The organism is Oharaeibacter diazotrophicus (assembly GCF_004362745.1).
Classification (GTDB): domain Bacteria; phylum Pseudomonadota; class Alphaproteobacteria; order Rhizobiales; family Pleomorphomonadaceae; genus Oharaeibacter; species Oharaeibacter diazotrophicus.
Genome location: NZ_SNXY01000012.1, coordinates 47,864 through 72,799, shown reverse-complemented (window position 1 = coordinate 72,799; position 24,936 = coordinate 47,864). Strand labels below are relative to the sequence as shown.

Genomic DNA, 24,936 nt, shown 5'->3' with positions numbered 1-24,936 from the left:
ACCGCCTGGGACCGATGACCGCAGACACCCCCGACACGCCGCTGCCGCCCCTCGGCGGCTCCCCCGTCGAGACCGATCTCGCCGAGCCGCGCATCGTCTCCGAGACCGGCGTCGACGCGCGGGTGGCGGCGATCGTCGCGCCGGTGCTGATCGACCTCGGCTACCGTCTCGTCCGCGTCCGCCTGTTCGGCCAGAACGGCCTGACGCTGCAGATCTTCGCCGAGCGCGCCGACGGCGGCATGACCGTCGAGGACTGCGAGACGGTGTCGAAGGCGGTGTCCCCGGCCCTCGACGTCGACGACCCGATCTCGGGCGCCTACCACCTCGAGGTCTCCTCGCCGGGCATCGACCGGCCGCTGGTCCGCCGCTCCGACTTCGACCGCTGGTCCGGTTTCGAGGCCAAGATCGAGCTGCAGGTGCCGGTCGCCGGCCGCAAGCGCTTCCGCGGCTGGCTGCTCGGCACCCGCGGCGAGGAGGGTGGCGTGCGCCTGCTACAGAGCCTCGAGGACGGCACCCAGGAGATCTGGTTCCGCCTCGACACCCTCGACGAGGCGAAGCTGGTGCTGAACGACGCCCTGATCCGCGAGGCGTTGCGCCAGAACAGGACCTGAAGGCGGGCGCCCCGCGGCGGGGCGCCCCGATCGCTGAAGCCCCCGGCAACGGGATCCGGAGAGAGAAGACCATGGCCGTCAGTGCGAACCGACTCGAACTCCTGCAGATCGCCGACGCGGTCGCGCGCGAGAAGTCGATCGACCGCCAGATCGTGATCACCGCGATGGAGGACGCCATCCAGAAGGCGGCCCGCTCGCGCTACGGCTCCGAGACCGACGTCCGCGCCGAGATCAACCCGCGCACCGGCGAGATCCGGCTGCAGCGCCTCCTGCAGGTGGTCGAGCGCGTCGAGAATTCCTCGACCGAGATCGACCTCGTCGACGCCCGCCACCGCAACCCGGCCGCCCGCCTCGGCGACTTCATCGCCGAGCCGCTGCCGCCGATCGACTTCGGCCGCATCGCCGCCCAGTCGGCCAAGCAGGTCATCGTGCAGAAGGTGCGCGAGGCCGAGCGCGACCGCCAGTTCGACGAGTTCAAGGACCGCATGGGCGAGGTCGTCAATGGCGTCGTCAAGCGCGTCGAATACGGCAACGTCATCGTCGACCTCGGCCGCGGCGAGGCGATCTGCCGGCGCGACGAACTGATCCCGCGCGAGAGCTTCCGCTACGGCGACCGCATCCGCGCGCTGATCTTCGACGTCCGCCGCGAGCAGCGCGGGCCGCAGGTGTTCCTGTCGCGCACCCACCCGACCTTCATGGCCAAGCTGTTCGCCCAGGAGGTCCCCGAGATCTACGACGGCATCATCGAGGTGAAGGCCGTCGCCCGCGACCCCGGTTCGCGCGCCAAGATCGCCGTGATCTCCAAGGACTCCTCGATCGACCCGGTCGGCGCCTGCGTCGGCATGCGCGGCAGCCGCGTCCAGGCGGTGGTGCAGGAGCTCCAGGGCGAGAAGATCGACATCATCCCCTGGTCGCCCGACGCGGCCACTTTCATCGTCAACGCGCTGCAGCCGGCCGAGGTGTCGAAGGTGGTGCTCGACGAGGACGCCGAGCGCATCGAGGTCGTCGTCCCCGACGAGCAGCTGTCGCTGGCGATCGGCCGCCGCGGCCAGAACGTCCGCCTCGCCAGCCAGCTGACCGGCTGGGCCATCGACATCATGACCGAGGCCGAGGAGAGCGAGCGGCGCCAGAAGGAGTTCAACGAGCGCACCCAGCTCTTCATGGAGGCGCTCAATGTCGACGAGGTGGTCGGCCAGCTGCTCGCCACCGAGGGCTTCGCCACCGTCGAGGAGCTCGCCTTCGTCGACCGCGACGAGATCGCCTCGATCGAGGGCTTCGACGACGACACCGCCGAGGAGATCCAGGCCCGCGCCCAGGAGTTCCTCGACGCCAAGGAGCGCGAGCTCGACGAGGAGCGCGTCCGCATGGGCGTCTCCGACGACCTGCGTCAGGTCGCCGGCGTCACCACCGCGATGATGGTCGCCCTCGGCAAGGACGGCCTGCTCTCCGTCGAGGACCTCGCCGGCTGCGCCGCCGACGACCTCGTCGGCTGGACCGAGCGCAAGGGCGGCGAGGTCACGCGCCACAAGGGCACCTTCTCCGAGCTCGACGTTTCCCGCGCCGACGCCGAGGCGATCATCATGGCCGCGCGCGTCGTCGCCGGCTGGATCGAGGCCCCCGCCGAGGAAGCGCCCGAGGACGAGGGCGAGGGCGGCGAGACCGAGGGCGAGGAGGTGGCCGAGGCCTGACCGGCCCCGGTCCTCGACGACACGGACGCGTGGGAGCAGAGATGGCCGACCGGCCCGACACCGCCGAGCGCACCTGCGTGGTGACGCGCACGGCGCAGCCGCCCGAGGGGCTGCTGCGCTTCGTGCGCGCGCCCGACGGCGCCGTGGTGCCGGACGTGCGCGGCAAGCTGCCGGGCCGCGGCGTGTGGGTGACCGCGCGCCGCGACATGGTCGCCGAAGCGGTGCGCCGCAAGCTGTTCGCCCGCGGCTTCAAGGCCGAGGCGACGGTCGACCCCGGCCTGCCGGACCTGGTCGACCGCCTGCTCGCGGAGGTGGCGCTGTCGTCGCTGTCGATGGCGCGCAAGGCGGGCCGCGTGGTGACCGGCTTCGGCAAGGTCACGGCGGCGCTCGGGCGCGACAAGGTGGTGGCGGTGATCCACGCCGAGGAGGCCCGCGACGACGGCCGCCGCAAGGTCGCCCAGGCGATCCGGCGCCGGTTGCGCGCCGACGCCGGCGACGACCTGGACGACGCCGCCGACGACGATTTCGACGACGAAGACGACGACACGGACGCGAAAGTCGGCCGCGCCACCCTGGACGAAGGGGCCGGCGACACCGACATGAGGGACGAGGGCGCCGCCGAGACGCGCGACCCGCTCCCCCCTGTGGCCGTGCCGCACGTCGTCGCCGGATTGTTCCGCGGTGCCGATTTGGATTTGGCATTGGGCGGGACAAATGTGATACATGCTGCACTGCTCGCCGGCGGGGTGAGCACCAGCTTCCTGAGAAACGCCGCCGCGCTCGCCCGTTACAGGGGCGGGTCGCCGGATGTGGACTGGATGGCGGACCTCGGACGAGGGGACCGCAAGGGATAGGTCATTCGGCGATCCGGCCCCCGAGGGCCGTCGGATCGCCGTTTCGGCCGGCGAGGATAGAGCACGGTATGAGCGATACGAAGAACACCGACGACAAGTCCCTGTCCGCTTCCCAGAAGAAGGGGACGCTGTCGCTCGGGCGCCGCACGGTCGAACAGGGCACGGTGCGCCAGAGCTTCAGCCACGGCCGCACCAAGGCCGTCGTCGTGGAGAAGAAGAAGTCGCGCATGCCCGGCGACGGGCCGGCCCCTGCGCCGGCGCCGGCCCCTGCCGCCCGCGTGGCCGAAGGCCTCCAGCCGCGCCGCGAGGCGCCGCCGTCCGGCGGATCCGCGCCGCAGCAGCAGGCCCGTCCGTCCGAGCGCCGTCCCGGCCCCGGCAACATGGTGCTGCGCTCCCTGAGCCAGGACGAGATCGGCGCGCGCCAGCAGGCGCTGCGCGAGGCCCTCGCCCGCGAGGCCGACGAGCGCCGCCGTGCCGAAGAGGCCGCGATCCGCCGGGTCGAGGAGGAGCGCCTCGCCGCCGAGGCCGCCGCCCGCGCCGAGATCGAGGCCGCCGCGGCCGCCGCCCGCGCCGCCGAGGAAGCCGCCCGTGCCGCCGAGGAGGCCGCGCGCCTCGCCGCCCTCGCCCCGGCCGCGCCCGCGGTCGAGCCGACCGCCGCGCCCGTCGCCGCCGCGGCGCCGACGCCGGCCGCCACGGCCGGGCCGACCGTGCGCACCAACGAGACCCGCGGCCGCCCCGGCGCCATCGAGCTCGTCATGCCGGCGCGCCCGAAGCCGGCCGCCCCCGCCCCGGGTGCCGCCACGGCCACCCCGGCCGCCGCGACCGACGACGACGAGGCCCCGCGCGGCAAGGTCGCCTCGCCCGCGACAAAGAAGGCCCGCGTGCCCGCGCCCGCCCCGGTCAAGCGCACCGAGGAGGACCGCCGCAAGGGCCGTCTGACCATCACCACCGCCCTCACCGACGACGAGGGCGAGCGCTCCCGTTCGCTGGCCGCGCTCCGTCGCCGCCGCGAGAAGGAGAAGCGTGCCGCCCAGTCCGGTCCGCGCGAGAAGGTGCTCCGCGAGGTGATCCTGCCCGAGGCGATCACCATCCAGGAGCTCGCCAACCGCATGGCCGAGCGCGCGGTCGACGTCATCCGCCTGCTGATGAAGCAGGGCCAGATGCTGAAGATCAACGACGTGATCGACGCCGACACGGCGGAGCTGATCGCGACGGAGATGGGCCACACCGTCAAGCGCGTCTCGGAGTCCGACGTCGAGGAAGGCCTGTTCGCGGCGCCCGACGTCGAAGCCGACACCGTGTCGCGCCCGCCGGTGGTCACCATCATGGGCCACGTCGACCACGGCAAGACCTCGCTGCTCGACGCGCTTCGCCACGCCAACGTGGCCGCGGGCGAGGCCGGCGGCATCACCCAGCACATCGGCGCCTATCAGGTCGAGATGAACGGTCAGAAGATCACGTTCATCGACACCCCCGGCCACGCCGCCTTCACCGCCATGCGCGCCCGCGGCGCCAAGGTGACGGACATCGTGGTGCTCGTGGTCGCCGCCGACGACGGCGTCATGCCGCAGACGATCGAGGCGATCGCCCACGCCAAGGCGGCCGGCGTGCCGCTGATCGTGGCGATCAACAAGATCGACAAGCCCGACGCCAAGCCGGACCGCGTCCGCCAGGAGCTGCTGCGCTACGAGGTGCAGGTCGAATCGATGGGCGGCGACGTCCTCGAGATCGAGGTCTCCGCCACCAAGAGGATGAACCTCGACAAGCTGCTCGAGGCGATCCTGCTGCAGTCCGAGGTGCTCGAGCTCAAGGCCAACCCGGACCGGGCGGCCGAGGGCATCGTGGTCGAGGCCAAGCTCGACAAGGGCCGCGGCCCGGTGGCGTCCGTGCTCGTCGAGCGCGGCACGCTGAAGGTCGGCGACATCGTCGTGGCCGGTTCCGAATGGGGCCGCGTCCGCGCGCTGCTCGACGACCACGGCGCCAACATCCAGTCGGCGGCGCCGTCGACCCCGGTCGAGGTGCTCGGCTTCCAGGGCACGCCCGACGCCGGCGACCGCGTCGCCGTGGTCGAGAACGAGGCCCGCGCCCGCGAGATCACCGAGTACCGCGTCCGTCAGAAGCGCGAGAATTCGCAGAAGCGCCTCGCCGGCGCCCGCGGGTCGCTCGAGCAGATGATGAACAAGCTGCAGACCGCGGCCGGCCGCAAGGAGTTCCCGCTCGTCGTCAAGACCGACGTGCAGGGCTCGCTCGAGGCGATCATCGGCGCGCTCGAGAAGGTCGGCAACGACGAGGTCTCGGCGCGGATCATCCACGGCGGCGTCGGTGGCGTCACGGAATCGGACGTCAGCCTCGCCGAGGCGTCGGAGGCCGCGATCATCGGCTTCAACGTCCGTGCCAACGCCCAGGCCCGCTCCGCGGCCGAACGCGCCGGCATCGAGATCCGCTACTACAACATCATCTACAACCTCGTGGACGACGTGAAGGCCGCGATGAGCGGTCTGCTCGCCCCCGAGCGGCGCGAGACCTTCCTCGGAAACGCCGAGATCCTAGAGATCTTCAACATCACCAAGGTCGGCAAGGTCGCCGGTTGCCGCGTGGTCGAGGGCGTGGTGGAGCGTGGCGCCTCGGTGCGCCTCATCCGCGACAACGTCGTCATCCACGAGGGCAAGCTCGGCACCCTCAAGCGCTTCAAGGACGACGTGAAGGAAGTCCACGCCGGCCAGGAATGCGGCATGAACTTCGAGAACTACCAGGACATGCGCGCCGGGGACGTGATCGAATGCTTCCGCGTCGAAGAGGTCGCGCGCACGCTCTGACCGGAGCGTCGCGCCGCCCGGAGGCGGGATGACCGACGAGGTCCACTACGACCTGACACCTGCGGACGCGGCCGCCATGTCCGCCGCGTTCGCGCGTCCGGCCTTTGGGGCCAGGCACTGGGGCTGCCACGAGCGGCTGCGCCGTCTCTTCGCCGGCATGGCGATCGGCGGCCTCGTGTTCTGCCTCGTCAAGCTCTACGTCCACCGTGCCACCGGCCTCGACCTGCCGCCGTGGGAGGACGGGTTGGCCTTCGTCGGCGCCCTCGGCTTCGTCGGCTGGAAGCTGACGCCGAAGCCCGGCGACATGGCGCCCGACGACCCGCGGCTCGGCCACCGCAGCTTCACGTGGTGGGCGGACGCTTTCCAGATCGCCGGCCCCGGCTTCCGGAGCCGGATCGACTGGGCCGCCGTTACCGAACTGCGCGAAGCCGAGGGCTTCCTCTTCATGGTGACGCGCTGGCACGACATCCACGCCGTGCCGCTGCGCGCGCTCGAAACCGCCGGCTTTCCGAACGACGTCGCGACCATCCGGGACGCCTGGCAGCGGGCGCGCGGCGCCGGTGCCTGACGCCGCGCCGCCGCCGGTCGACCGGCTCGACTACCGCCTCGGCACCGCCGACGCCGCGGCGCTGGCCGCCCTCCGGCCGCGCTGGTCGGCCCGGCGCTGGTGGCTGCTGCCGGTGGCCGCGGCCGTGGTCGGCACGGTCTGGCCGATCGCCGACGCTGCGCTCGGCATCCCCGACGACGATCCGAGGGCGTGGCTGGTCGCGATCGCGCTGACGCTGCTGGTCGTCGTCTCTGGCGCGGCCGCCGATCGGGCCGACCGCCACGCCCGCACCGCCCGCATCGACCTGCCGCGCGGCCCCGTGCGCCTGACGCTCCGCCCCGACGGCCTGCTGGTGAGCGCCGACGGCACCGAGACGCTGACGACCTGGGCCGAGATCGGCGCCGTCGACGTCACCGCCGGCCACGTCTTCGTCCGCACCACGCCGGACACCGGCATCGCCGTGCCCCGGCGCGCCTTCGCCGACCGGCGCCAGATGGAAGCCTTCGCCGCCCACGTCGACGCGATGAGCGCCGCCGCGGTGGATTGACGGCGCGCCCCTTTCGCGCCATCGCAAGGACCACAACGAAGAGGAACACACCATGTCCCGCCGCGCCCACGACCAGGGCCAGCCCAAGGGGCCGTCGCAGCGCCAGCTCCGCGTCGGCGAACTGATCCGCCACGCCCTCGCCGACCTGATCGCCCGCGGCGAGATCCAGGACGACGAGATCGACCGGCTGATCGTCACCATCCCCGAGGTCCGCGTCTCGCCGGACCTCAAGAACGCGACGGTCTACGTCACCGCCCTGGTCGGCGCCGACCCGCAGGCGGCGCCGAAGGCGCTCGCCCGTCACAAGGGCTTCATCCGCAGCCAGATCGCCCGCCGCATCGACCTGCGCTACGCGCCCGACCTCGTCTTCCGCTTCGACGACCGCTTCGACGAGGACGCCCGCATCGACGCCCTGCTGCGCTCGCCCGAGGTCAAGCGCGACATCGAGGCGCCGTCGAGCGAGGATGGCGATGGCGGGGACGGCGGCGGGGATTGAGGACCGGCCCTCCCGCACGCTCGTGACAGCCCCCGTCATCGTCCCCGGGCAGGATGGACTCGGCGCGCATCCGCGCCACGGGCACACAGCCACAGGGAGGTCGGAGATGACGGACAGTGATCGCGTCACGCTCTACTACAACCACCACAGCCGCGCCGTCGGCACCCGCGTCCTGCTCGAGGAGCTCGGCGCGCCCTACGACGTCCGCTTCCTCGACCTGGAGGCCGACGACCAGCTGAAGCCCGACTTCCTCGCCGTCAACCCGATGGGCAAGGTGCCGACGATCGTGCACCGCGGCGCCGTCGTCACCGAGCAGGTCGCCGTCACCATCTACCTCGCCGACGCCTTCCAGGGCGCCGGCCTCGCCCCGGCGATCGGCGACCCGTTGCGCGGCCCCTATCTCCGCTGGATCGCCTTCGAGGGCTCCTGCTTCGAGCCGGCGATCATGGACCGCTACTTGAAGCGCGAGCCGGCGCCGCGCTCGATGTCGCCCTTCGCCGATCCCGACACCACGATCCGCACCATCCTCGACCGGATCGCCGAGGGGCCCTACCTCCTCGGCGAGCGCTTCTCGGCCGCGGACGTGCTGTGGGGCGTCTCGCTCGACTGGATCACCCGCTTCGGCCTGCTCGAGCGGACGCCGGCGCTCGGCGCCTATCTCGACCGCGTCACCAACCGCCCGGCCTTCCTGCGCGTGGCCAAGACCACCGCCGAGATCGAGGCCGCCCGGGCCGGGCACGGGCGAGCCGGCTGATACCGCTCGAGGCTGCGGCCTCCGCGCCGACGCGGACGCCGCACGCCTTTTCGCGACCGCGGACGGGGAGAGCGGCGGCACGCTCGCGCGTTCGGCGACCGACGCGCGATCCATGCCGTCGAAAAGCGTTTACTTCAATTCACGTCGTGATACGTTCGTCTCGGTATTTTCACGCACGCCCACCGTCCCGAGGAGGTGGGCATCGGAGTTGCCATTCGACGATCGGCGCCGTCCCGGACGTTCGAGTCCGTGGCGGCGCGGGGGGAAGACATGACGAGGACGCCGGGTCGCCGCGTTTCGATCTCTGCCGCCCTACTCCTGGCGACCCTGTCGTCCGTGCCGGCGCGCGCCGATGCGGCGCCCCCGACGTTTCGGCCGGAACTCGTGTGGCGCTTCGACCGCCCGGGCGGGGTCGATCCCTCGGCCGGCCTGGCGGTCGGATCGGACGGGACGCTCTACGGATCGACCCGGAACATCCGGGACGCGACCGGCACGATCGTCGAGGATTCCGGCACCATCTTCCGGCTCCGCCCGGGCTCCGAGCTCGAGACGCTCTACAGCTTCGACGAGCCCGACGAGGAGCGCGACGACCGCGGCCGCATTCCCCGGCAGGTCACCGTCGGTCCGGACGGCCGGCTCTACTCGTCGGTCGACTGGGGCGCGATCAGCGGAGGCGCCTGCCACGGCCCCTGTGCCCGCGACCCGGGTCACTACTTCGTCCTGGCTCCCGTCGCGGAAGGCGCGACCGAGTGGAAGCCGACACCTGTTTCGGGCCCGATCGCCGGCGAGGTCGCCGGCCATCGGCCGATCACGATCACGTCCGACGGGTCCTTGCTCGTGACCGGCAATTCGGGCGACTTCTCGCCGAAGGCGCCGGCGGCCGTCAACGGCGCCGTCTATCGCCTCGCGGAGGGCGAGGGTGGTTGGACGACGTCGGCGGTGAGCTACTTCGTCGATCCCGACGGCCGGGACGACCGCCACGCCGTGATCGGCGCGCAGCCGCAGGGCGCCCTGGCGCTCGGCTGCCACTGTGGCGACACGATCTACGGCACCGCGACCTTCGGCGGCGCCGTCGGCCTCGGCACGATCTTCCGCCTGAAGCTGTCCGGAAAGGGCTATCGGCAGAAGCTGGTCAAGACCTTCAAGTGGACGGACGCGGATCCGGCGCCGGACAACGACGGCATGTACCCGGACACCGGTCTGGTGATCACGCCCGGCGGCCGCCTCTACGGCACGACCTCGAGCGGCGGCATCAACGACAGGACCGATCGCTGGGGTCCGGGCGTGCTCTACACCCTGAAGCCCTCGACCACCGGCGCTGCGAATTTCAGGATCCTGCACCGCTTCGGCGACCGGGCCGGAGACGGCGCCGCCCCCCGGGGCGGGCTGCTCGTGCGCCGCAACGGCCACGTCTGGGGAACCACGTCGGAAGGCGGCGCCTGCGGCAACGGCACCCTGTTCCGCCTGATCCCCGTCGCCGGCGGAGCGAGCTACCGCTACCAGATCGCGGCGTCCTTCGGCTGCGGCGACGACGACTTCGGGAGCCACCCCTTCGGCGCCATCGTCGAGAGCGCGGGCTGGATCTACGGCGTCACGTCCGCGGACGGCGGCACGATCTGGCGCGTCAAGGTCGGCCCGAACCCGTGACGGCACCCCGGGCGGTTGCCATGCCCGCCCGCCTCGGCTATGAGCGGCGCCTTCCGGGGCGCGCGGGTGCCGTGCGCCCGTCCACCGCCGTCCCGCGGGTCCGAATCCCGCCCGGCGTCTCCGGGGTTTCCGCCGACATGGCCCGCAGGCAGAAGAACAATTTCGTCCACGGCTGGGTGCTCCTCGACAAGCCGGTGGGCATCACGTCCACCCAGGCGGTCGGGGCGATCAAGCGGCTGTTCGGCACCTCCAAGGCCGGCCACGCCGGCACGCTCGACCCGCTCGCCTCCGGCATGCTGCCGATCGCGCTCGGCGAGGCGACGAAGACCGTCCCCTTCGTCCAGGACGGCCGCAAGATCTACCGCTTCACCGTGCGCTGGGGCGTCGAGACCACGACCGACGACACCGAGGGCGAGACGGTCGCGACGTCCGACGTCCGCCCGTCCGCCGACGCGGTCGACGCCGTGCTCGACGAGTTCGAGGGCGAGATCGAGCAGGTCCCGCCGGCCTTCTCGGCGATCAAGGTCGACGGCGAGCGCGCCTACGACCTCGCCCGCGCCGGCGAGGAGGTGGTGCTCGACGCCCGCCCGGTCACCATCCACACGATCGACCTCGTCGCGACCCCGGACGCCGACACCGCCGTGTTCGAGTGCGAATGCGGCAAGGGCACCTACGTGCGCGCCCTCGCCCGTGACATCGGCCGCCGCCTCGGCACCCGCGGCCACGTGGTGGACCTGCGCCGGCTCGTCGTCGGACCCTACGGCGAAGTGGACATGATTCCGCTTGAAAAGCTGCAGGAACTGGCGCATGAAGCCGGCCGCGACGGCCTTTTCGCCGCCGCGCTCCGCCCCGTCGAGACCGCGCTGGACGACATCCCGGCCCTGGCCGTGACGGAAGCGGAAGCGGGTCGCCTGCGCTCCGGCCAGCCGATCCTCCTGCGTGGGCAGGGCGCCCCCATCGACGGACCGGCCTACGCCACCCGCAAGGGCGAGCTCGTGGCGCTCGGCGAGATCGAGCAAGGGCAGCTGCATCCGCGCAGGGTCTTCAACCTCGCCACGGCCTGATCCGTGGCGGCACCCCTCCCCGCGGCTCCGGCCGCGGCAACGCGAAGGACATCGACGATGTCGATCACCGCCGAGCGCAAGGCCGCGCTCATCAAGGAATACGGCACCAAGGAAGCCGACACCGGCTCGCCCGAGGTGCAGGTCGCGCTGCTCTCCGAGCGCATCTCCAACCTGACCGAGCACTTCAAGACCCACGGCAAGGACAACCACTCCCGCCGCGGCCTCCTGAAGCTCGTCAGCCAGCGCCGTCAGCTGCTCGACTACCTGAAGCGCACCAGCGAGGAGCGCTACACCACCCTCATCGGCCGTCTCGGCCTGCGTCGCTGACGCGGACGGGTGGACCCCAGCGGGTTTCGAGGGGCGCCGGAGCGATCCGGCGCCCCTTTTCCGTATCCGGCCGACGCGCCGACGTCCGGCAAATGAATTTCCCGCGGCCCGCGAAACGTGGTATGAGCCCGCCCGTCGGCCGTTTCGCGTCATGAAGCGGCCCGGGCCGCCGTCGCGGCCCATCGCCGGCGACCGTCGGCCGCCCCGGGAGCGGGGCCGGCGCCGGTCGCCACACCCCGTGCCGCACGGCCATGGGGCAGGATCGCAGGGCGCTCGGCCCGTTTCCCCGGAACGACCCGAGCGTCCCGCCGTCTTGCCCGTGGCAGGTGCGCACCGCAACGCATACGGGACCGAAAAGACATCCCATGTTCGACACCCAGAAAGTCGAGATCGACTGGGCCGGCCGCAAGCTGACCCTCGAGACGGGCCGCGTCGCCCGCCAGGCCGACGGCGCCGTGCTCGCCACCTACGGCGAGAGCACCGTGCTCGCCACCGTCGTCTCCGCCAAGGAACCGAAGCCCGGCCAGGACTTCTTCCCGCTGACGGTGAACTACCAGGAGAAGGCCTTCGCGGCCGGCAAGATCCCCGGTGGCTACTTCAAGCGCGAGGGCCGTCCGTCCGAGCACGAGACCCTGACCTCGCGCCTGATCGACCGTCCGATCCGCCCGCTGTTCCCCGAGGGCTACAAGTGCGACACCCAGGTGATCGTGACGACGCTGTCGCACGACATGGAGAACGCGCCGGACATCCTCGCCATGGTCGCCGCCTCGGCGGCGCTGACGCTCTCCGGCGTGCCCTTCATGGGCCCGATCGGCGGCGCCCGCGTCGGCCTGATCGACGGTGAGTTCGTGCTCAACCCGGCCGTCGACTCGATGGCCGACTCCAAGCTCGACCTCGTGGTCGCCGGCACCCAGGACGCCGTCCTGATGGTCGAGTCGGAGGCCCAGGAGCTCGACGAGGACACCATGCTCGCGGCGGTCATGTTCGGCCACCGCGGCTTCCAGCCGGTGATCGACGCGATCATCCGCCTCGCCGAGCGCGCCGCCAAGGAGCCGCGCGACTTCACCCCGGTCGACCATTCGGCGATCGAGGCGAAGATGCTGGAGATCGCGGAGACGGACCTGCGCGCCGCCTACCGCATCACCGCCAAGCAGGAGCGCTACGCCGCCGTCGACGCCGCCAAGGCGAAGGTGATGGCCGCCTTCTTCCCCGAGGGTGGCGAGCCCGCCTTCTCGAAGGAGCAGGTCGGCGCGGTGTTCAAGGACCTGCAGGCGAAGATCGTCCGCTGGAACATCCTCGACACCGGCTCGCGCATCGACGGCCGCGACCTCTCGACGGTCCGCCCGATCGTCGCCGAGGTCGGCATCCTGCCGCGCGCCCACGGTTCGGCGCTGTTCACCCGCGGCGAGACGCAGGCCCTCGTGGTCGCCACCCTCGGCACCGGCGAGGACGAGCAGTTCGTCGACGCCCTCGAGGGCACCTTCAAGCAGCACTTCATGCTGCACTACAACTTCCCGCCCTATTCCGTGGGCGAGACCGGCCGCATGGGCTCGCCCGGCCGCCGCGAGATCGGCCACGGCAAGCTCGCCTGGCGCGCCGTCCACCCGATGCTGCCGGCCAAGCACGAGTTCCCCTACACCATTCGCGTGGTCTCGGAGATCACCGAGTCCAACGGCTCGTCGTCGATGGCCACCGTCTGCGGTTCGTCGCTGGCGCTGATGGACGCGGGCGTGCCGCTCAAGGCCGCCACCGCCGGCATCGCCATGGGCCTGATCAAGGAAGGCGACCGTTTCGCCGTGCTGTCCGACATCCTCGGCGACGAGGACCACCTCGGCGACATGGACTTCAAGGTCGCCGGCACCGAGAACGGCGTCACCTCGCTGCAGATGGACATCAAGATCACCGGTATCACCGAGGAGATCATGAAGGTCGCGCTGGAGCAGGCCCGCGGCGGCCGCCGGCACATCCTCGGCGAGATGGCCAAGGCGATCACCGGCGCCCGCTCCGAGCTCGGCGAGCACGCCCCGCGCATCGAAGTGATGAAGATCCCGACCGACAAGATCCGCGAAGTGATCGGCTCGGGCGGCAAGGTCATCCGCGAGATCGTGGAGAAGACCGGCGCCAAGATCGACATCCAGGACGACGGCACCGTCAAGTTCGCCTCGAGCGACCTCAAGGCGATCCAGGCCGCGATGAACTGGGTCAAGGGCATCGCCGCCGAGCCGGAGGTCGGCGCGGTCTACGAGGGCACCGTGGTCAAGGTCGTCGAGTTCGGCGCCTTCGTGAACTTCTTCGGTTCGCGCGACGGCCTCGTCCACGTCTCCCAGCTCGCCCCGCAGCGCGTCCAGAACGTCAAGGACGTCGTCAAGGAAGGCGACAAGGTCTGGGTCAAGCTGATGGGCTTCGACGAGCGCGGCAAGGTCCGCCTCTCGATGAAGGTCGTCGACCAGAAGACCGGTCAGGAGATCAAGGGCGAGGACAAGGCCGAGGGCTGATCCGCCCCGCCGTCCCCGCACGATCCAGAGAGAAGAAGGGCCCCGGCGCGATCCGCGCCGGGGCCCTTTGCCGTTTCGAGGGCGCGGCCGCGCCGGCTCAGGGCGTGATCGACCGCGTCACGAGGTCGGCGGTGCCGGCGGTCGCCCGGGTCACGCCGAACAGCGGCACCGCCTTCCCGGCGGCGGCCGTCAGGCCCATGTAGTCGCCGAGGAAATAGCCGCGCGCGACCGGCGCCTTGGCGAGGTCGAACGACTTGCCCGTCAGCCGCCGGCCGACGGTCCAGCCCTCGGGCCAGTAGCACGCGGCGGCGCAGATCGCGGTGAAGGCGTCGGCGAGTTCGCCCGAGGCGTCGTCGTTGCGGAAGTCGTAGTAGGTCACGACCACCTTGCCCGCCACGAATTCCACCGCCGGCACGAAGGCCTGCTCGCGCAGCCGGTTGAAGTTCGCCGGCGTCCGGTTCACCTCGATCGGGAAGGTCCAAGTCTTGCCGCCGTCGAACGAGGTCGAGAAGGCGATGCCCTCGACGCCGCGGAACCGGCCGTCCTGCCAGACCACGGCGAGCGTGCCGGTGGCCGGATCGACCGCCGTGTCGAACAGGATGCCGGCGTCGCGCACCGGCGCCTCGAGGTTGGGCGTGATCGTGTAGGTCGGCGAGCTCAGCACCTCCGACACCATGCTCGCCGCGCCGGGGAAGGTGGCACCGTGATCGGTCGAGGTCTTCACCTCGATGTAGACGCGGCCGACGCTGTCGATGCGGGTGAAGAACAGGTGGACCTTGCCGCCCGGACCGACCTCGACGAGGTTGTTGATGGTCTGGGCGTTCGGACCGGGATCGAACACCTTGCGCGCCCGCTCCCAGGTCTTGCCGCCGTCGGTGGTGCGGGCGAGGAAGGCCGGCCCCTCGAAGAACACCTCGTCGGCACGCGCGGGCGCGTCGGTGGCCTTGCCGGCCGAGATCGAGCGCAGGAAGGCCGCGCGCTGGCGCGCGCCGCGGCCGCCGCCGCCGGTCAGGCCGTCGGGCAGGCTGTAGTCGACCAGCCGGTCCCAGACCGCGTAGGCGTAGCGCGAGTCCGCGGGATCGGCCGTGATCGAGTTCTTGTCGTTGAGCGCCTTGCCGACGCCGTCCCGGCGCAGCACCACCGGGCTCGACCACGTCCGGCCGCCGTCGGTCGACCGGTTGACCAGCATGGCGTTGGCGCCGAACCGGCCGTCCGGCAGGTCGGCGTCGAAGGCGAGGCTCATGAAATAGGACGTGCCATTCGGCGAGATCGCGACCCAGGGGTCGCTGGCGCGCAGGTAGGCGCCGCCGGAACACTTGCTGACGCCGGGCGGCACCACCGTCTTCCAGGACGCGCCGCCGTCGAAGCTGTAGGCCGCGGCGAGCCCGCGGGCGCCGCCGTTCGACCAGCGGTCCTGCTGCCAGCCGGCGAGCAGCCGCGCCGGCGCCTTGGGCGCCGCCTCGACGAAGGGCTCGATCTCCGAGCCGGGATAGTTGGTACCGGACTGCGAGGCGACGTCGTCGGCCTTGCAGTCCGCGAACGGGCTGGTCTTCGGCGAAACCGCGACCGTCGGCCCGAGCTCGACCGCGGCGGCCGGAGCGGCGGCGGCGAAGAGCAGCGGCAGCCCGGCGCACAGCAACGCGGCGCCGCGGCGGTGGATCGACTTCGGCATGGTGCCCCCCATGGTCGTTGACGAGGTGCAGTTGAGCACCGCGCGACCCCGCGCGCAAAGGAATAGCGCGTGCCGCCCCCGCCTCCGCGCGAGAGGGTGAAGAGCCGCGCCCGCCGTCTTGCGCCGCGCGGATTTCCCGTCTATATCCGCGCGGCGCGCACGGGCGGGACGTCATCCTACCGGGCGCACGAGGTCTTTCGGCACCGTCGTCCGTCGACAGCGTCGGCATCCGGCTCCCCGGTCGTTTTCGAGGGGGATCCGGGCCACGGACGTCAGGGGCCGCCCAAACACACGAACCCGCCGACGCGACGCCGGCCTGCCGGCACCAGGAGTTTCAATGGCAACCAGCAATCCCTCCCGCGAGGATTTCGCCGCCCTTCTCGCCGAGAGCCTGACCGCCTCGGACGTCGTCGAAGGCGCGGTCGTCAAGGGTCGCGTCGTCGCGATCGAGAAGGACCTCGCGGTCATCGACGTCGGCCTGAAGGTCGAGGGTCGCGTTCCGCTCAAGGAGTTCGGCGCCCGGGCCCGCGACGGCGAGCTCAAGATCGGCGACGAGGTCGAGGTTTACCTGGAGCGCGTCGAGAACGCGCTCGGCGAAGCCGTTCTCTCGCGCGACAAGGCGCGCCGCGAGGAGAGCTGGGTCCGCCTCGAGGTGGCCTTCGAGAAGAACGAGAAGGTCATCGGCCAGATCTTCAACCAGGTGAAGGGCGGCTTCACCGTCGATCTCGACGGCGCCACCGCCTTCCTGCCGCGTAGCCAAGTCGACATCCGCCCGGTGCGCGACGTCGCCCCGCTGATGCACACGCCGCAGCCGTTCCAGATCCTCAAGATGGACAAGCGCCGCGGCAACATCGTCGTGTCGCGCCGCGTCGTCCTCGAGGAGACCCGTGCCGAGCAGCGTTCCGAGCTCGTCCAGAGCCTGGAAGAGGGTCAGGTGGTCGACGGCGTCGTCAAGAACATCACCGACTACGGTGCGTTCGTCGACCTCGGCGGCATCGACGGCCTCCTGCACGTCACGGACATCGCGTGGCGCCGCATCAACCATCCGACCGAGGTGCTCTCGATCGGCCAGCAGGTGCGCGTCCAGATCATCCGCGTCAACCAGGAGACCCACCGCATCTCGCTCGGCATGAAGCAGCTCGAGGCGGATCCGTGGGAGGGCATCGAGGCGAAGTACCCGGTGAACGCCAAGTTCAAGGGTCGCGTCACCAACATCACCGACTACGGCGCCTTCGTGGAGCTGGAGCCGGGCATCGAGGGCCTGATCCACGTCTCCGAGATGTCGTGGACCAAGAAGAACGTCCACCCGGGCAAGATCGTGTCCACCTCGCAGGAGGTCGACGTGATGGTGCTCGAGGTCGATCCGGTCAAGCGCCGCATCTCGCTCGGCCTGAAGCAGACCCTGCAGAACCCGTGGGAGGCCTTCCTCGAGAAGCACCCGATCGGTTCGGCTGTCGAGGGCGAGGTCAAGAACAAGACCGAGTTCGGTCTGTTCATCGGTCTCGACGGCGACGTCGACGGCATGGTGCACCTCTCCGACCTCGACTGGAACCGTCCGGGCGAGCAGGTCATCGAGGAGTTCGCCAAGGGTGACGTGGTGCGCGCCCAGGTTCTCGACGTCGACGTCGAGAAGGAGCGCATCTCGCTCGGCATCAAGCAGCTCGCCAACGATCCGATGGAGACCGCCGGCGAGCTTCGCCGCAACGCGGTGGTCACCTGCGAGGTGCTCGAGGTCAAGGACGCCGGCATCGAGGTCAAGCTGGTCGACACCGACCTGACCGCCTTCATCCGTCGCGCCGACCTCTCGCGCGAGCGGTCGGAGCAGCGCCCCGAGCGCTTCGCCGTCGGCGAGAAGCTGGATGCCCGCATCACCCAGTTCGACCGCAAGACCCGCAAGATCGGTCTCTCCATCAAGGCGCTCGAGATCGCCGAGGAGAAGGAGGCCGTCGCGCAGTTCGGTTCGTCGGACTCGGGCGCTTCGCTCGGCGACATCCTGGGTGCGGCCCTCAAGGCCCGTCAGGACACCGACGAGTGATCCCTTCCCGGGCGGCCCCGTGCCGCCCGGACCCACCCGATCGAGAGGCCCGCGGGAGCGATCCCGCGGGCCTCTCGCCGTTTCGGGCCCCCGTTCGGTGAAACTACAGAGCCCGAAATAAAGGCGGCCCGCTTGACGACGGATCGACCCGGGCGCATGGTTCACACCATCCCCCGTGCAACGCGGCTGGGATTTCAGACCGGCTTCCTAGGCTGAAGCTGGCCGGCTTCTACAACGACTTCGAGTCTTGGGAGCCAGTAAAAAGGGCGTCGCTTCGTGCGGCGCCCTTATACTTCGTGGTTACAGCCCTCGCCGCGCCGCGACCCCGCCGAATACGTCGCGCTCCGCCGGAATGGCCGTCGCGTCCGGGGGTACCACTGCCGACCGCGCCTCGTCGCGCGCCCGCTCGCGAAAGTCGAGGGGCGTCACCGTGGGCGGACGCTTGCCGGCTCCGCCCACGCCTGCTAGGCCTGCCGCATCGATGTGGAGCCAGGACCCCATGACCCTCACCGCCGACGCCGTCGTCGATCGCCGCCGCACCCGGCGCAAGCTGGTGTTCTGGCGCGCGGTCGCCTTCCTCGCCGTGCTGGCCGCGCTGGCGGCCGCGCTCGCCTGGTCGGGCGCCGGCGACGGTCTCGCCAAGCGCGAGCCGCACATCGCCCGCATCGAGATCGGCGGTGTCATCATGGCCGACCGCGAGCGCGACGAGATGCTGGCCGACCTCGCCGCCGACGACGCCGTCAAGGGCGTGATCGTGGCGATCGACAGCCCCGGCGGCTCCACCACCGGCGGCGAGAAGCTCTACGACGGTCTGCGCGCCATCGCGGCGAAGAAGCCGACGGTCGCCACCGTCGGCACGCTCGCCGCCTCGGCCGGCTACATGGCGGCGATCGCCACCGACCACATCGTCGCCCAGCGCACCTCGATCACCGGTTCGATCGGCGTCTACTTCCAGTACGGCAAGGTCACCGAACTCCTGAAGACCATCGGCGTCGAGGTCGACACCGTGAAGTCGGCCCCGCTCAAGGCCGAGCCGTCGCCCTTCACCGACCCCGAGGTGCCCGGCGCCCGCGAGATGATCGCCCGGCTGGTCGACGACACCTACCAGTGGTTCGTCGACATCGTCGCCGAGCGCCGCGGCCTCGACCGCGCCACGGCCCTGAAGCTCGCCGACGGTTCGATCTGGTCGGGCCGGCAGGCGCTGCCGCTGAAGCTGGTCGACGAGATCGGCGGCGAGGACGAGGCGATCGCATGGCTCGGCACCCGGAAGGTCGACACCGCCCTGCCGGTGCTCGACTGGGAGCCGAAGCGCGACCAGGGTCCGTTCGGCCTGTCCGGCATGGCACGCGCCCTGGTGGCGAACGTGCTCGGCTTCGATGCCGGCGCGCTCGCGCCGATCGGATCGCTTGACGGTCTGGTTTCGGTTTGGCAGGCTGGAACCTCCGACCTGAAATAGGAATTTCGGTTTACCGATCCGGAGGGACCGTTCGATGATCAAGTCGGAACTCGTCAGCCGCATCGCCGCGCAGAACCCGCATCTCTACCAGCGGGACGTCGAGAACATCGTCAACACCATCCTCGACAAGATCACCGAGGCCCTCGCCAACGGCGACCGCGTCGAGTTGCGCGGCTTCGGCGCCTTCTCGGTCAAGGCGCGCGACGCCCGGATCGGGCGCAACCCGCGCACCGGCGAGAAGGTCGCGGTCGACAAGAAGTCCGTGCCCTTCTTCAAGACGGGCAAGGAGATGCGCGAGCGGCTCAACCCGGATTCCGATCAGGCCTGATCCGGGCCCCCGCGCGCCGGCCGGCCGATCCACCGGTCGTCGGATGGAACGAGCCGGGCCCCTCGGGCCCGGGAACGAAGGGAGTTCGGCGTTGAAGAGCCTCGTCCTGCTGCTCGTCGGCGGCCCGGTCGCCGTGGTGCTGATGGCGATCGCGGTGGTCAACAACCAGCCCGTCACCATCGCCTTCGACCCCTTCACGCCGTCGACGCCCTTCCTGGCGCTGACGGTGCCGCTCTACGTCGTGTTCTTCGGCGCGCTGCTGCTCGGCATCGCGCTCGGCGGCGTCGCGACCTGGGCGCGCCAGGGCCGCTTCCGCAAGGCCGCCCGCGTCAACCGCCGCGAGGCGGCGCGCTGGCGCGTCGAGGCCGAGCGCCTCAAGGAAGTCGCGGCCGCCCCGGCGCCGTCAGGCGGCACCGCTCTCCCCGCCCCGCGCCGCGCCGCCTGAGCGGCCGCGATGCGCATCGTCACCGGCGAGGACATCGCCGCCGTCCTGACGCCGTCGGCGGTGATCGACGCGCTCGACGCCGCCTTCCGCAGCCCGATCGAGGTGCCGCTCCGGCATCATCATCCGATGCCGCGCGCCGGCGAGCCCGAGGCGACGCTGCTGCTGATGCCGGCGTGGCACGGCGCCGCGGCCGCCGGCCCGCACTACACCGGCATCAAGATCGTCTCGGTCGTGCCCGGCAACGCGGCCCGCGGCAAGGCGACCGTGATCGGCTCCTATCTGCTGATGGACGGCCTCACCGGCGCGCCGCTCGCCGTGCTCGACGGCCGCGAGCTGACGCTGTGGCGCACCGCCGCCGCCTCCGCCCTCGCCGCCTCGTACCTCGCCCGGCCCGACGCCCGCCGTCTGCTGATGATCGGCGCCGGCGCGCTCGCGCCGTTCCTGATCCACGCCCACGCCGCCCGCCGCGGGATCGACGAGGTCGAAATCTGGAACCGCGATCCGGGCAAGGCCGCCGCCCTCGCCGCGCGGCTCGGCGGCTCGCTCGCCGGCCGGCCGGCGCGGATCTCCGCCGTCACCGACCTCGACGCCGCGCTCGGGCGCGCCGACATCGTCTCGGCCGCCACCCTCGCCGGCGAACCGCTGGTGCGGGGCGAGCGCCTCGCCCCCGGCACCCACGTCGACCTCGTCGGCGGCTTCACGCCGGACATGCGCGAGGCCGACGACGCCGCGATCCTCCGGGCCGAGCTCTACGCCGACACCCGCGCCGGCGCCTGCCACGAGGCCGGCGACCTCGTGCAGCCGATCCGCGCTGGCCTGATCACCGAGGACGACGTCCGCGCCGACCTGTTCGAGCTCTGCCGCGGCGCCCATCCCGGCCGGACGTCGGCCGAGGCGATCACCCTGTTCAAGTCGGTCGGCACCGCGCTCGAGGACCTCGCCGCCGCGGCGCTGGTGATCGGGCGGCTCGACGCCGCGGCGTGATCGCCCCGGCTCTCCTCGTCGACGCGCCCGTGGTGCCGCGCGGCACGCTCGTCCTTGCCCACGGCGCCGGCGCGCCGATGGACAGCGCGTGGATGGCCTCGGCCACCGCCGCCCTGGTGGAGGCGGGCCTTCGCGTCGTCCGCTTCGAGTTCCCCTACATGGCCGCCCGCCGCGACGGCGCCCGCCGGCCGCCGCCGAAGGCCGACAGCCTCGTCCCGGCTTGGCGCGCCGCCCTCGACGTCGTCCTCGCGCGCTTCGACGGTCCCGTCCTGATCGGCGGCAAGTCGCTCGGCGGCCGGGTCGCGACGATGACCGCCGCCGATCCGCTCGACCCGCGCGTCGTCGGTGTCGTCGCGCTCGGCTATCCGTTCCATCCGCCCGGCGCACCGGAGAAGCTGCGGCTGGCGCCGCTCGCGGCGGCCCGGCTGCCGGTGACGATCGTCCAGGGCGAACGCGACCCGTTCGGGAACCGCGTCGAGGTCGCGGGCTACGATCTGCCGGCCGGTGTCGCGATCCGCTGGTGCGCCGACGGCGACCACGACCTCGCGCCACGCCGGGCGAGCGGCCACACGCTCGCCGGCCATCTCGCCACGGCCACGGCGGCCGCCGTCGCGGCGCTCGCCGGGACGGCTCAGTCCGCGATGTCGTAGTCGGCGGGATCGAAGTCGTAGTGGCTGGAGCAGAATTCGCAGGTGACGCCGATGCGGCCACCCTCGATCATGTCGCGCCGCTCTTCCGGCGTGAAGCTCTTCAGCATGTCGTCGACCCGCTCGCGCGAGCAGCGGCAGCGCTCGACCAGCGGCTGGCGCTCGAACACGCGGACGCCGCGCTCGTGGAACAGCCGGTAGAGCAGCGTCTCCGCGGGGACTGCCGGATCGGTCAACTCGACGTCTTCGACGGTGCCGACGAGGCTCAGCACCTCGTTCCAGGCGTCGTCCTCGTCGACCGGCGGCACCACCGTGCCCTCGGGCGCGTCGCCGGGGGCGAGGTCGCGCTGCTTCACGCGGTCGGCGCTCTCGGGCAGGAACTGCACCAGCAGGCCGCCGGCCCGCCAGGACCGCCGCGGCCCGCGGCCGGGATCGCGCGTCAGCACCTCGGTGACCGCGAGGCGGACCCTTGTCGGGATCTGCTCCGACTGGGCGAAATAGAGGTGGGCCGCCTCCTCGAGCGAGCGGCCGTCGAGCGGCACGATGCCCTGGTAGCGCGCGGTGTAGCCGCCCTGGTCCACCGTCATCGCCAGCGTGCCGGTGCCGAGTAGCGCCTCGGGCGAGTCCGCACCGGCCGCGCTGGCGGCGACGACGCGGTCTCGATCGAAGCGGGCGCAGGCGCGGATGCGGTCCGGGGTCTCGAAGTCGACCACCAGCATGTGCACCGGCCCGTCGGACTGGGTCTGCAGGATGAAGCGGCCCGAGAACTTCAGCGACGTGCCGAGCAGGGCGGTGAGCGCCACCGCCTCGCCGAGCAGGCGCGACACCGCCGGCGGATAGTCGTGGCGGTGCAGGATCGAATCCACCGCCGCCCCGAGCGTCACCACCCGGCCGCGGGCGTCGAGCCCCTCGACCGCGAAGGGCAGCACGCTGTCGTCGCCGGGAACCGGGCCGTCCGTCACGGGATCCACCATCAGCCGATCGCTCCGAGGCACCAGGCCAAAATGCCCTTCTGCGCGTGCAGGCGGTTCTCGGCCTCGTCGAAGACGATCGACTGCGGACCGTCCATCACCGAGCCGGTGACCTCCTCGTCGCGGTGGGCGGGAAGGCAATGCATGAACACCGCCTCCGGATCCGCCGCCGCCATCAGCCGGTCGTTCACCTGATAGGGCGCGAGCAGGTTGTGGCGGCGCTCGGCGTCGTCGTCGCCCATCGACACCCAGGTGTCGGTGACGACGCAGTCGACGCCGTCGACCGCCTCGTAGGCGTCGGTGGTGACGTGCACGATGGCGCCGTTGGCGCGGGCCCAGTCGACCACCTCGCGGCGCGGCGCCAGCTCCGGCGGCGTCGCCACCCGCATCTCGAAGCCGAAGCGGGCGGAGGCGTGGATCCACGACGCCAGCACGTTGTTGCTGTCGCCGGTCCAGGCCACCTTGCGCCCGGCGATCGGGCCGCGGTGCTCCTCGAAGGTCATGACGTCGGCCATGATCTGGCAGGGGTGCGACAGCCGGGTCAGGCCGTTGATCACCGGCACGCTGGCGTTGGCGGCGAGCTCGGCGAGGGCGGCGTGGTCGAGGATGCGGATCATCACCGCGTCGACGTAGCGCGACAGCACCCGGGCGGTGTCGGCGATGGTCTCGCCGCGGCCGAGCTGCATCTCGTCGCCGGTCAGCATCAGCGTCTCGCCGCCGAGCTGGCGCATGCCGACGTCGAAGGAGACCCGGGTGCGCGTCGACGGGCGCTCGAACACCATGGCGAGCACCTTGCCGGCGAGCGGGCCCTCGCCGCGGCGGGTGCCGCGGCCGGAGGCCTTCAGCTCCGCCTTGATGGCGGCGGCGCCGTCGAGGATGCCGCGCAGGGTGGCGCCGTCGAGGTCGGTGAGGTCGAGGAAGTGCCGGGGCGTGGTCATGGCGTCGGCTCCCCTCACGCGGCCTTGGCTTCGATCGCGGCGGCGGCCGCGTCGATGCGGGCGATCGCCTCGCGGACCTCGGCCTCGTCGACGATCAGCGGCGGCAGCAGCCGGACGACGTTGTCGCCGGCGGCGATCGTCAGCAGCTTTTCGCCGCGGAAGGCGGCGGCGACCTCGGCCGGCGCCAGCTTGCACTTGAGGCCGAGCATCAGCCCCTCGCCGCGCACGCCCTCGAACACCGTCGGGTGCTGGTCGACGACCTGGGCGAGGCCCTGCTTGAGGCGGAGACCGAGCGTCTGCACGTGCTCGAGGAAGCCCGGCGCCAGCACGACGTCGAGAACGGCGTTGCCGACCGCCATCGCCAGCGGATTGCCGCCGAAGGTGGTGCCGTGGCTGCCGGCGGTCATCGCCGCCGCCGCCGCCTCGGTGGCGAGGCAGGCGCCGACCGGGAAGCCGCCGCCGAGGCCCTTGGCCGAGGCGAGGATGTCGGGGGTGACGCCGGTCCACTCGTGGGCGAACAGCTTGCCGGTGCGGCCGATGCCGGTCTGCACCTCGTCGAAGATCAGCAGGATGTCGTTCGCGTCGCAGATCTCGCGCAGCGCCCGGAGGTCCTGCGCCGGGATCGGGCGGATGCCGCCCTCGCCCTGGATCGGCTCGACCAGCACGGCCGCCGTCTCCGGCGTGATCGCCGCCTTCAGCGCCTCGAGGTCGAAGAACGGCACCTGGTCGAAGCCCTCGACCTTCGGGCCGAAGCCGTCGAGATACTTCTGCTGGCCGCCGGCGGCCAGCGTCGCCAGGGTGCGGCCGTGGAAGGCGCCCTCGAAGGTGACGATGCGGATCCGCTCCGGCCGGCCCTTGGCCCAATGGTAGCGCCGCGCCGTCTTGATGGCGCATTCCAGCGCCTCGGCGCCGGAATTGGTGAAGAACACCCGGTCGGCGAAGGTCGCCGCGACGAGCCGGGCGGCGAGCCGCTCCTGCTCCGGGATCCGGAAGGCGTTGGAGACGTGCCAGAGCCGGCTCGCCTGATCGGTCAGCGCCGCCACGAGATGCGGGTGGGCGTGACCGAGGGCGTTGACGGCGATGCCGGAGCCGAAGTCGAGCCAGCGGCTGCCGTCCGAGGCGACCAGCCAGGCGCCCTCGCCTCGCTCGAAGGCCACGTCCGCGCGCGCGAAGGTCGCGAAGAGCGGATCGGCGGGACTTGCGGCGGTCATCGGCAGGGTTCCTCTGGTCCAAGGGTGGTCTGGGTCGGGGGGCTTCGGGCTGAGTGCGGCCTCGGGTCTGGTTCTTCTCGCGCGCCCGCGTGCGAGCGGGGCGCCGACAAAAACGTCAAGCCGCGCCCCCGGTTCGGCGGCGCGGCCTCGCCATGGCCTATAGCACGGACGCGACCTGCACTGTCAATGCTTTTGCCGGGGCGAGCAGCGCCGGGGGATTCATCTTGGCGCCTCCGTGCGAATGCTGACGGCCCGCCCGGATTCGTCTGCCTCCGGGTGTCGCGACGAAGCCACGATATTTGGGGAAAAGTCGTGTCGCGCCCGAAACGGAGTCCTGCGCCGCTTGCCACGGATTCAACGGCTATTGTAGCGTCCGATCGATCGCTACGAGATCTCGTAGAGC

General features: G+C 71.6%; 22 protein-coding genes. 18 read left to right on the top strand and 4 right to left on the bottom strand.

Annotation, left to right across the window (positions count from 1 at the left end):
• Positions 1–14: 14 nt before the first annotated feature.
• The 12 genes from rimP (at position 15) to pnp (ending at position 13,846) form a co-directional block, all read left to right on the top strand.
• Complete coding sequence (gene rimP / locus EDD54_RS21735; RefSeq protein ID WP_126540679.1) at positions 15–611, top strand: ribosome maturation factor RimP; 597 nt, start codon at positions 15–17, stop codon at positions 609–611.
• Between the two features lie 71 nt (positions 612–682).
• Positions 683–2,299, top strand: coding sequence for a transcription termination factor NusA (nusA, locus tag EDD54_RS21730; RefSeq protein WP_126540678.1), 1,617 nt, complete (start codon positions 683–685; stop codon positions 2,297–2,299).
• Between the two features lie 41 nt (positions 2,300–2,340).
• Entirely contained in the window at positions 2,341–3,153 is an 813-nt protein-coding gene (locus EDD54_RS21725) for an RNA-binding protein (RefSeq protein WP_126540677.1), read from the top strand.
• Positions 3,154–3,221: 68 nt separating this feature from the next.
• Positions 3,222–5,969 carry a translation initiation factor IF-2 gene (gene infB, locus EDD54_RS21720; RefSeq protein WP_126540676.1) on the top strand — a complete coding sequence of 916 codons (2,748 nt, stop codon included), beginning with the start codon at positions 3,222–3,224 and terminating at the stop codon, positions 5,967–5,969.
• 28 nt (positions 5,970–5,997) lie between these two features.
• Positions 5,998–6,537 (top strand): YcxB family protein, encoded by a 540-nt coding sequence (locus EDD54_RS21715; protein ID WP_126540675.1) that lies wholly within the window; start codon positions 5,998–6,000, stop codon positions 6,535–6,537.
• Positions 6,530–7,063 carry a YcxB family protein gene (locus tag EDD54_RS21710; RefSeq protein WP_126540674.1) on the top strand — a complete coding sequence of 178 codons (534 nt, stop codon included), beginning with the start codon at positions 6,530–6,532 and terminating at the stop codon, positions 7,061–7,063. The genes EDD54_RS21715 and EDD54_RS21710 overlap by 8 nt, the downstream gene beginning before the upstream one ends.
• A 52-nt stretch (positions 7,064–7,115) precedes the next feature.
• Entirely contained in the window at positions 7,116–7,559 is a 444-nt protein-coding gene (gene rbfA / locus EDD54_RS21705) for a 30S ribosome-binding factor RbfA (RefSeq protein WP_126540673.1), read from the top strand.
• A 106-nt stretch (positions 7,560–7,665) separates the two neighbouring features.
• Positions 7,666–8,313 (top strand): glutathione S-transferase family protein, encoded by a 648-nt coding sequence (locus tag EDD54_RS21700; protein WP_126540672.1) that lies wholly within the window; start codon positions 7,666–7,668, stop codon positions 8,311–8,313.
• Between the two features lie 270 nt (positions 8,314–8,583).
• A complete protein-coding gene (locus EDD54_RS21695; RefSeq protein ID WP_126540671.1) occupies positions 8,584–9,960 on the top strand; it encodes a choice-of-anchor tandem repeat GloVer-containing protein in 1,377 nt (458 codons plus the stop codon).
• 20 nt (positions 9,961–9,980) lie between these two features.
• Positions 9,981–11,024, top strand: a complete 1,044-nt coding sequence (truB, locus tag EDD54_RS21690; RefSeq protein WP_425375009.1) for a tRNA pseudouridine(55) synthase TruB — start codon at positions 9,981–9,983, stop codon at positions 11,022–11,024.
• A 57-nt stretch (positions 11,025–11,081) separates the two neighbouring features.
• Positions 11,082–11,351, top strand: coding sequence for a 30S ribosomal protein S15 (gene rpsO, locus EDD54_RS21685; protein ID WP_126540669.1), 270 nt, complete (start codon positions 11,082–11,084; stop codon positions 11,349–11,351).
• A gap of 365 nt (positions 11,352–11,716) precedes the next feature.
• Positions 11,717–13,846: a polyribonucleotide nucleotidyltransferase gene (gene pnp / locus EDD54_RS21680; RefSeq protein WP_126540668.1), complete on the top strand. Its 2,130-nt coding sequence runs from the start codon at positions 11,717–11,719 to the stop codon at positions 13,844–13,846.
• A gap of 97 nt (positions 13,847–13,943) precedes the next feature.
• Here pnp and EDD54_RS21675 read toward each other — a convergent pair whose 3' ends face one another.
• A complete protein-coding gene (locus EDD54_RS21675; protein WP_126540667.1) occupies positions 13,944–15,518 on the bottom strand; it encodes a sialidase family protein in 1,575 nt (524 codons plus the stop codon).
• Positions 15,519–15,855: 337 nt separating this feature from the next.
• Here EDD54_RS21675 and rpsA point away from each other — a divergent pair, with 337 nt between their 5' ends.
• From rpsA to EDD54_RS21645, 6 genes are all read left to right on the top strand, one after another.
• A complete protein-coding gene (gene rpsA / locus EDD54_RS21670) occupies positions 15,856–17,553 on the top strand; it encodes a 30S ribosomal protein S1 (protein ID WP_126540666.1) in 1,698 nt (565 codons plus the stop codon).
• Between the two features lie 499 nt (positions 17,554–18,052).
• Positions 18,053–19,009: a signal peptide peptidase SppA gene (sppA, locus tag EDD54_RS21665; protein WP_126540665.1), complete on the top strand. Its 957-nt coding sequence runs from the start codon at positions 18,053–18,055 to the stop codon at positions 19,007–19,009.
• Between the two features lie 34 nt (positions 19,010–19,043).
• Positions 19,044–19,337 (top strand): integration host factor subunit beta, encoded by a 294-nt coding sequence (ihfB, locus tag EDD54_RS21660; protein ID WP_126540664.1) that lies wholly within the window; start codon positions 19,044–19,046, stop codon positions 19,335–19,337.
• Between the two features lie 91 nt (positions 19,338–19,428).
• Entirely contained in the window at positions 19,429–19,782 is a 354-nt protein-coding gene (locus EDD54_RS21655; protein ID WP_245515854.1) for a LapA family protein, read from the top strand.
• A gap of 9 nt (positions 19,783–19,791) precedes the next feature.
• Positions 19,792–20,766 carry a bifunctional Delta(1)-pyrroline-2-carboxylate/Delta(1)-piperideine-2-carboxylate reductase gene (lhpI, locus tag EDD54_RS21650; RefSeq protein WP_126540662.1) on the top strand — a complete coding sequence of 325 codons (975 nt, stop codon included), beginning with the start codon at positions 19,792–19,794 and terminating at the stop codon, positions 20,764–20,766.
• On the top strand, positions 20,763–21,416 hold the full coding sequence (locus EDD54_RS21645) for an alpha/beta family hydrolase (RefSeq protein WP_321184087.1): 654 nt from the start codon (positions 20,763–20,765) through the stop codon (positions 21,414–21,416). The genes lhpI and EDD54_RS21645 overlap by 4 nt, the downstream gene beginning before the upstream one ends.
• Here EDD54_RS21645 and EDD54_RS21640 read toward each other — a convergent pair.
• Genes EDD54_RS21640 through EDD54_RS21630 form a run of 3 tightly spaced genes read right to left on the bottom strand, consistent with a single transcriptional unit; the run spans position 21,398 to position 24,533 of the window.
• The gene (locus EDD54_RS21640; protein ID WP_126540661.1) at positions 21,398–22,387 is read right to left on the bottom strand and encodes an Hsp33 family molecular chaperone; all 990 of its coding nucleotides are present in this window, start codon (positions 22,385–22,387) and stop codon (positions 21,398–21,400) included. The genes EDD54_RS21645 and EDD54_RS21640 overlap by 19 nt on opposite strands.
• Positions 22,387–23,322 carry an ornithine carbamoyltransferase gene (argF, locus tag EDD54_RS21635; protein WP_126540660.1) on the bottom strand — a complete coding sequence of 312 codons (936 nt, stop codon included), beginning with the start codon at positions 23,320–23,322 and terminating at the stop codon, positions 22,387–22,389. The genes EDD54_RS21640 and argF overlap by 1 nt, the downstream gene beginning before the upstream one ends.
• A 14-nt stretch (positions 23,323–23,336) precedes the next feature.
• Entirely contained in the window at positions 23,337–24,533 is a 1,197-nt protein-coding gene (locus tag EDD54_RS21630; protein ID WP_126540659.1) for an aspartate aminotransferase family protein, read from the bottom strand.
• Positions 24,534–24,936 lie beyond the last annotated feature (403 nt).

Excerpts from the sequence above, each read along its gene's own strand:
- rimP (WP_126540679.1), top strand. The coding sequence starts at position 15 with ATGACCGCAGACACCCCCGACACGCCGCTGCCGCCCCTCGGCGGCTCC.
- nusA (WP_126540678.1), top strand. The coding sequence starts at position 683 with ATGGCCGTCAGTGCGAACCGACTCGAACTCCTGCAGATCGCCGACGCG.
- EDD54_RS21725 (WP_126540677.1), top strand. The coding sequence starts at position 2,341 with ATGGCCGACCGGCCCGACACCGCCGAGCGCACCTGCGTGGTGACGCGC.
- infB (WP_126540676.1), top strand. The coding sequence starts at position 3,222 with ATGAGCGATACGAAGAACACCGACGACAAGTCCCTGTCCGCTTCCCAG.
- EDD54_RS21715 (WP_126540675.1), top strand. The coding sequence starts at position 5,998 with ATGACCGACGAGGTCCACTACGACCTGACACCTGCGGACGCGGCCGCC.
- rbfA (WP_126540673.1), top strand. The coding sequence starts at position 7,116 with ATGTCCCGCCGCGCCCACGACCAGGGCCAGCCCAAGGGGCCGTCGCAG.
- EDD54_RS21700 (WP_126540672.1), top strand. The coding sequence starts at position 7,666 with ATGACGGACAGTGATCGCGTCACGCTCTACTACAACCACCACAGCCGC.
- EDD54_RS21695 (WP_126540671.1), top strand. The coding sequence starts at position 8,584 with ATGACGAGGACGCCGGGTCGCCGCGTTTCGATCTCTGCCGCCCTACTC.
- truB (WP_425375009.1), top strand. The coding sequence starts at position 9,981 with ATGCCCGCCCGCCTCGGCTATGAGCGGCGCCTTCCGGGGCGCGCGGGT.
- rpsO (WP_126540669.1), top strand. The coding sequence starts at position 11,082 with ATGTCGATCACCGCCGAGCGCAAGGCCGCGCTCATCAAGGAATACGGC.
- pnp (WP_126540668.1), top strand. The coding sequence starts at position 11,717 with ATGTTCGACACCCAGAAAGTCGAGATCGACTGGGCCGGCCGCAAGCTG.
- EDD54_RS21675 (WP_126540667.1), bottom strand. The coding sequence starts at position 15,518 with ATGCCGAAGTCGATCCACCGCCGCGGCGCCGCGTTGCTGTGCGCCGGG.
- rpsA (WP_126540666.1), top strand. The coding sequence starts at position 15,856 with ATGGCAACCAGCAATCCCTCCCGCGAGGATTTCGCCGCCCTTCTCGCC.
- sppA (WP_126540665.1), top strand. The coding sequence starts at position 18,053 with ATGACCCTCACCGCCGACGCCGTCGTCGATCGCCGCCGCACCCGGCGC.
- ihfB (WP_126540664.1), top strand. The coding sequence starts at position 19,044 with ATGATCAAGTCGGAACTCGTCAGCCGCATCGCCGCGCAGAACCCGCAT.
- lhpI (WP_126540662.1), top strand. The coding sequence starts at position 19,792 with ATGCGCATCGTCACCGGCGAGGACATCGCCGCCGTCCTGACGCCGTCG.
- EDD54_RS21640 (WP_126540661.1), bottom strand. The coding sequence starts at position 22,387 with ATGGTGGATCCCGTGACGGACGGCCCGGTTCCCGGCGACGACAGCGTG.
- argF (WP_126540660.1), bottom strand. The coding sequence starts at position 23,322 with ATGACCACGCCCCGGCACTTCCTCGACCTCACCGACCTCGACGGCGCC.
- EDD54_RS21630 (WP_126540659.1), bottom strand. The coding sequence starts at position 24,533 with ATGACCGCCGCAAGTCCCGCCGATCCGCTCTTCGCGACCTTCGCGCGC.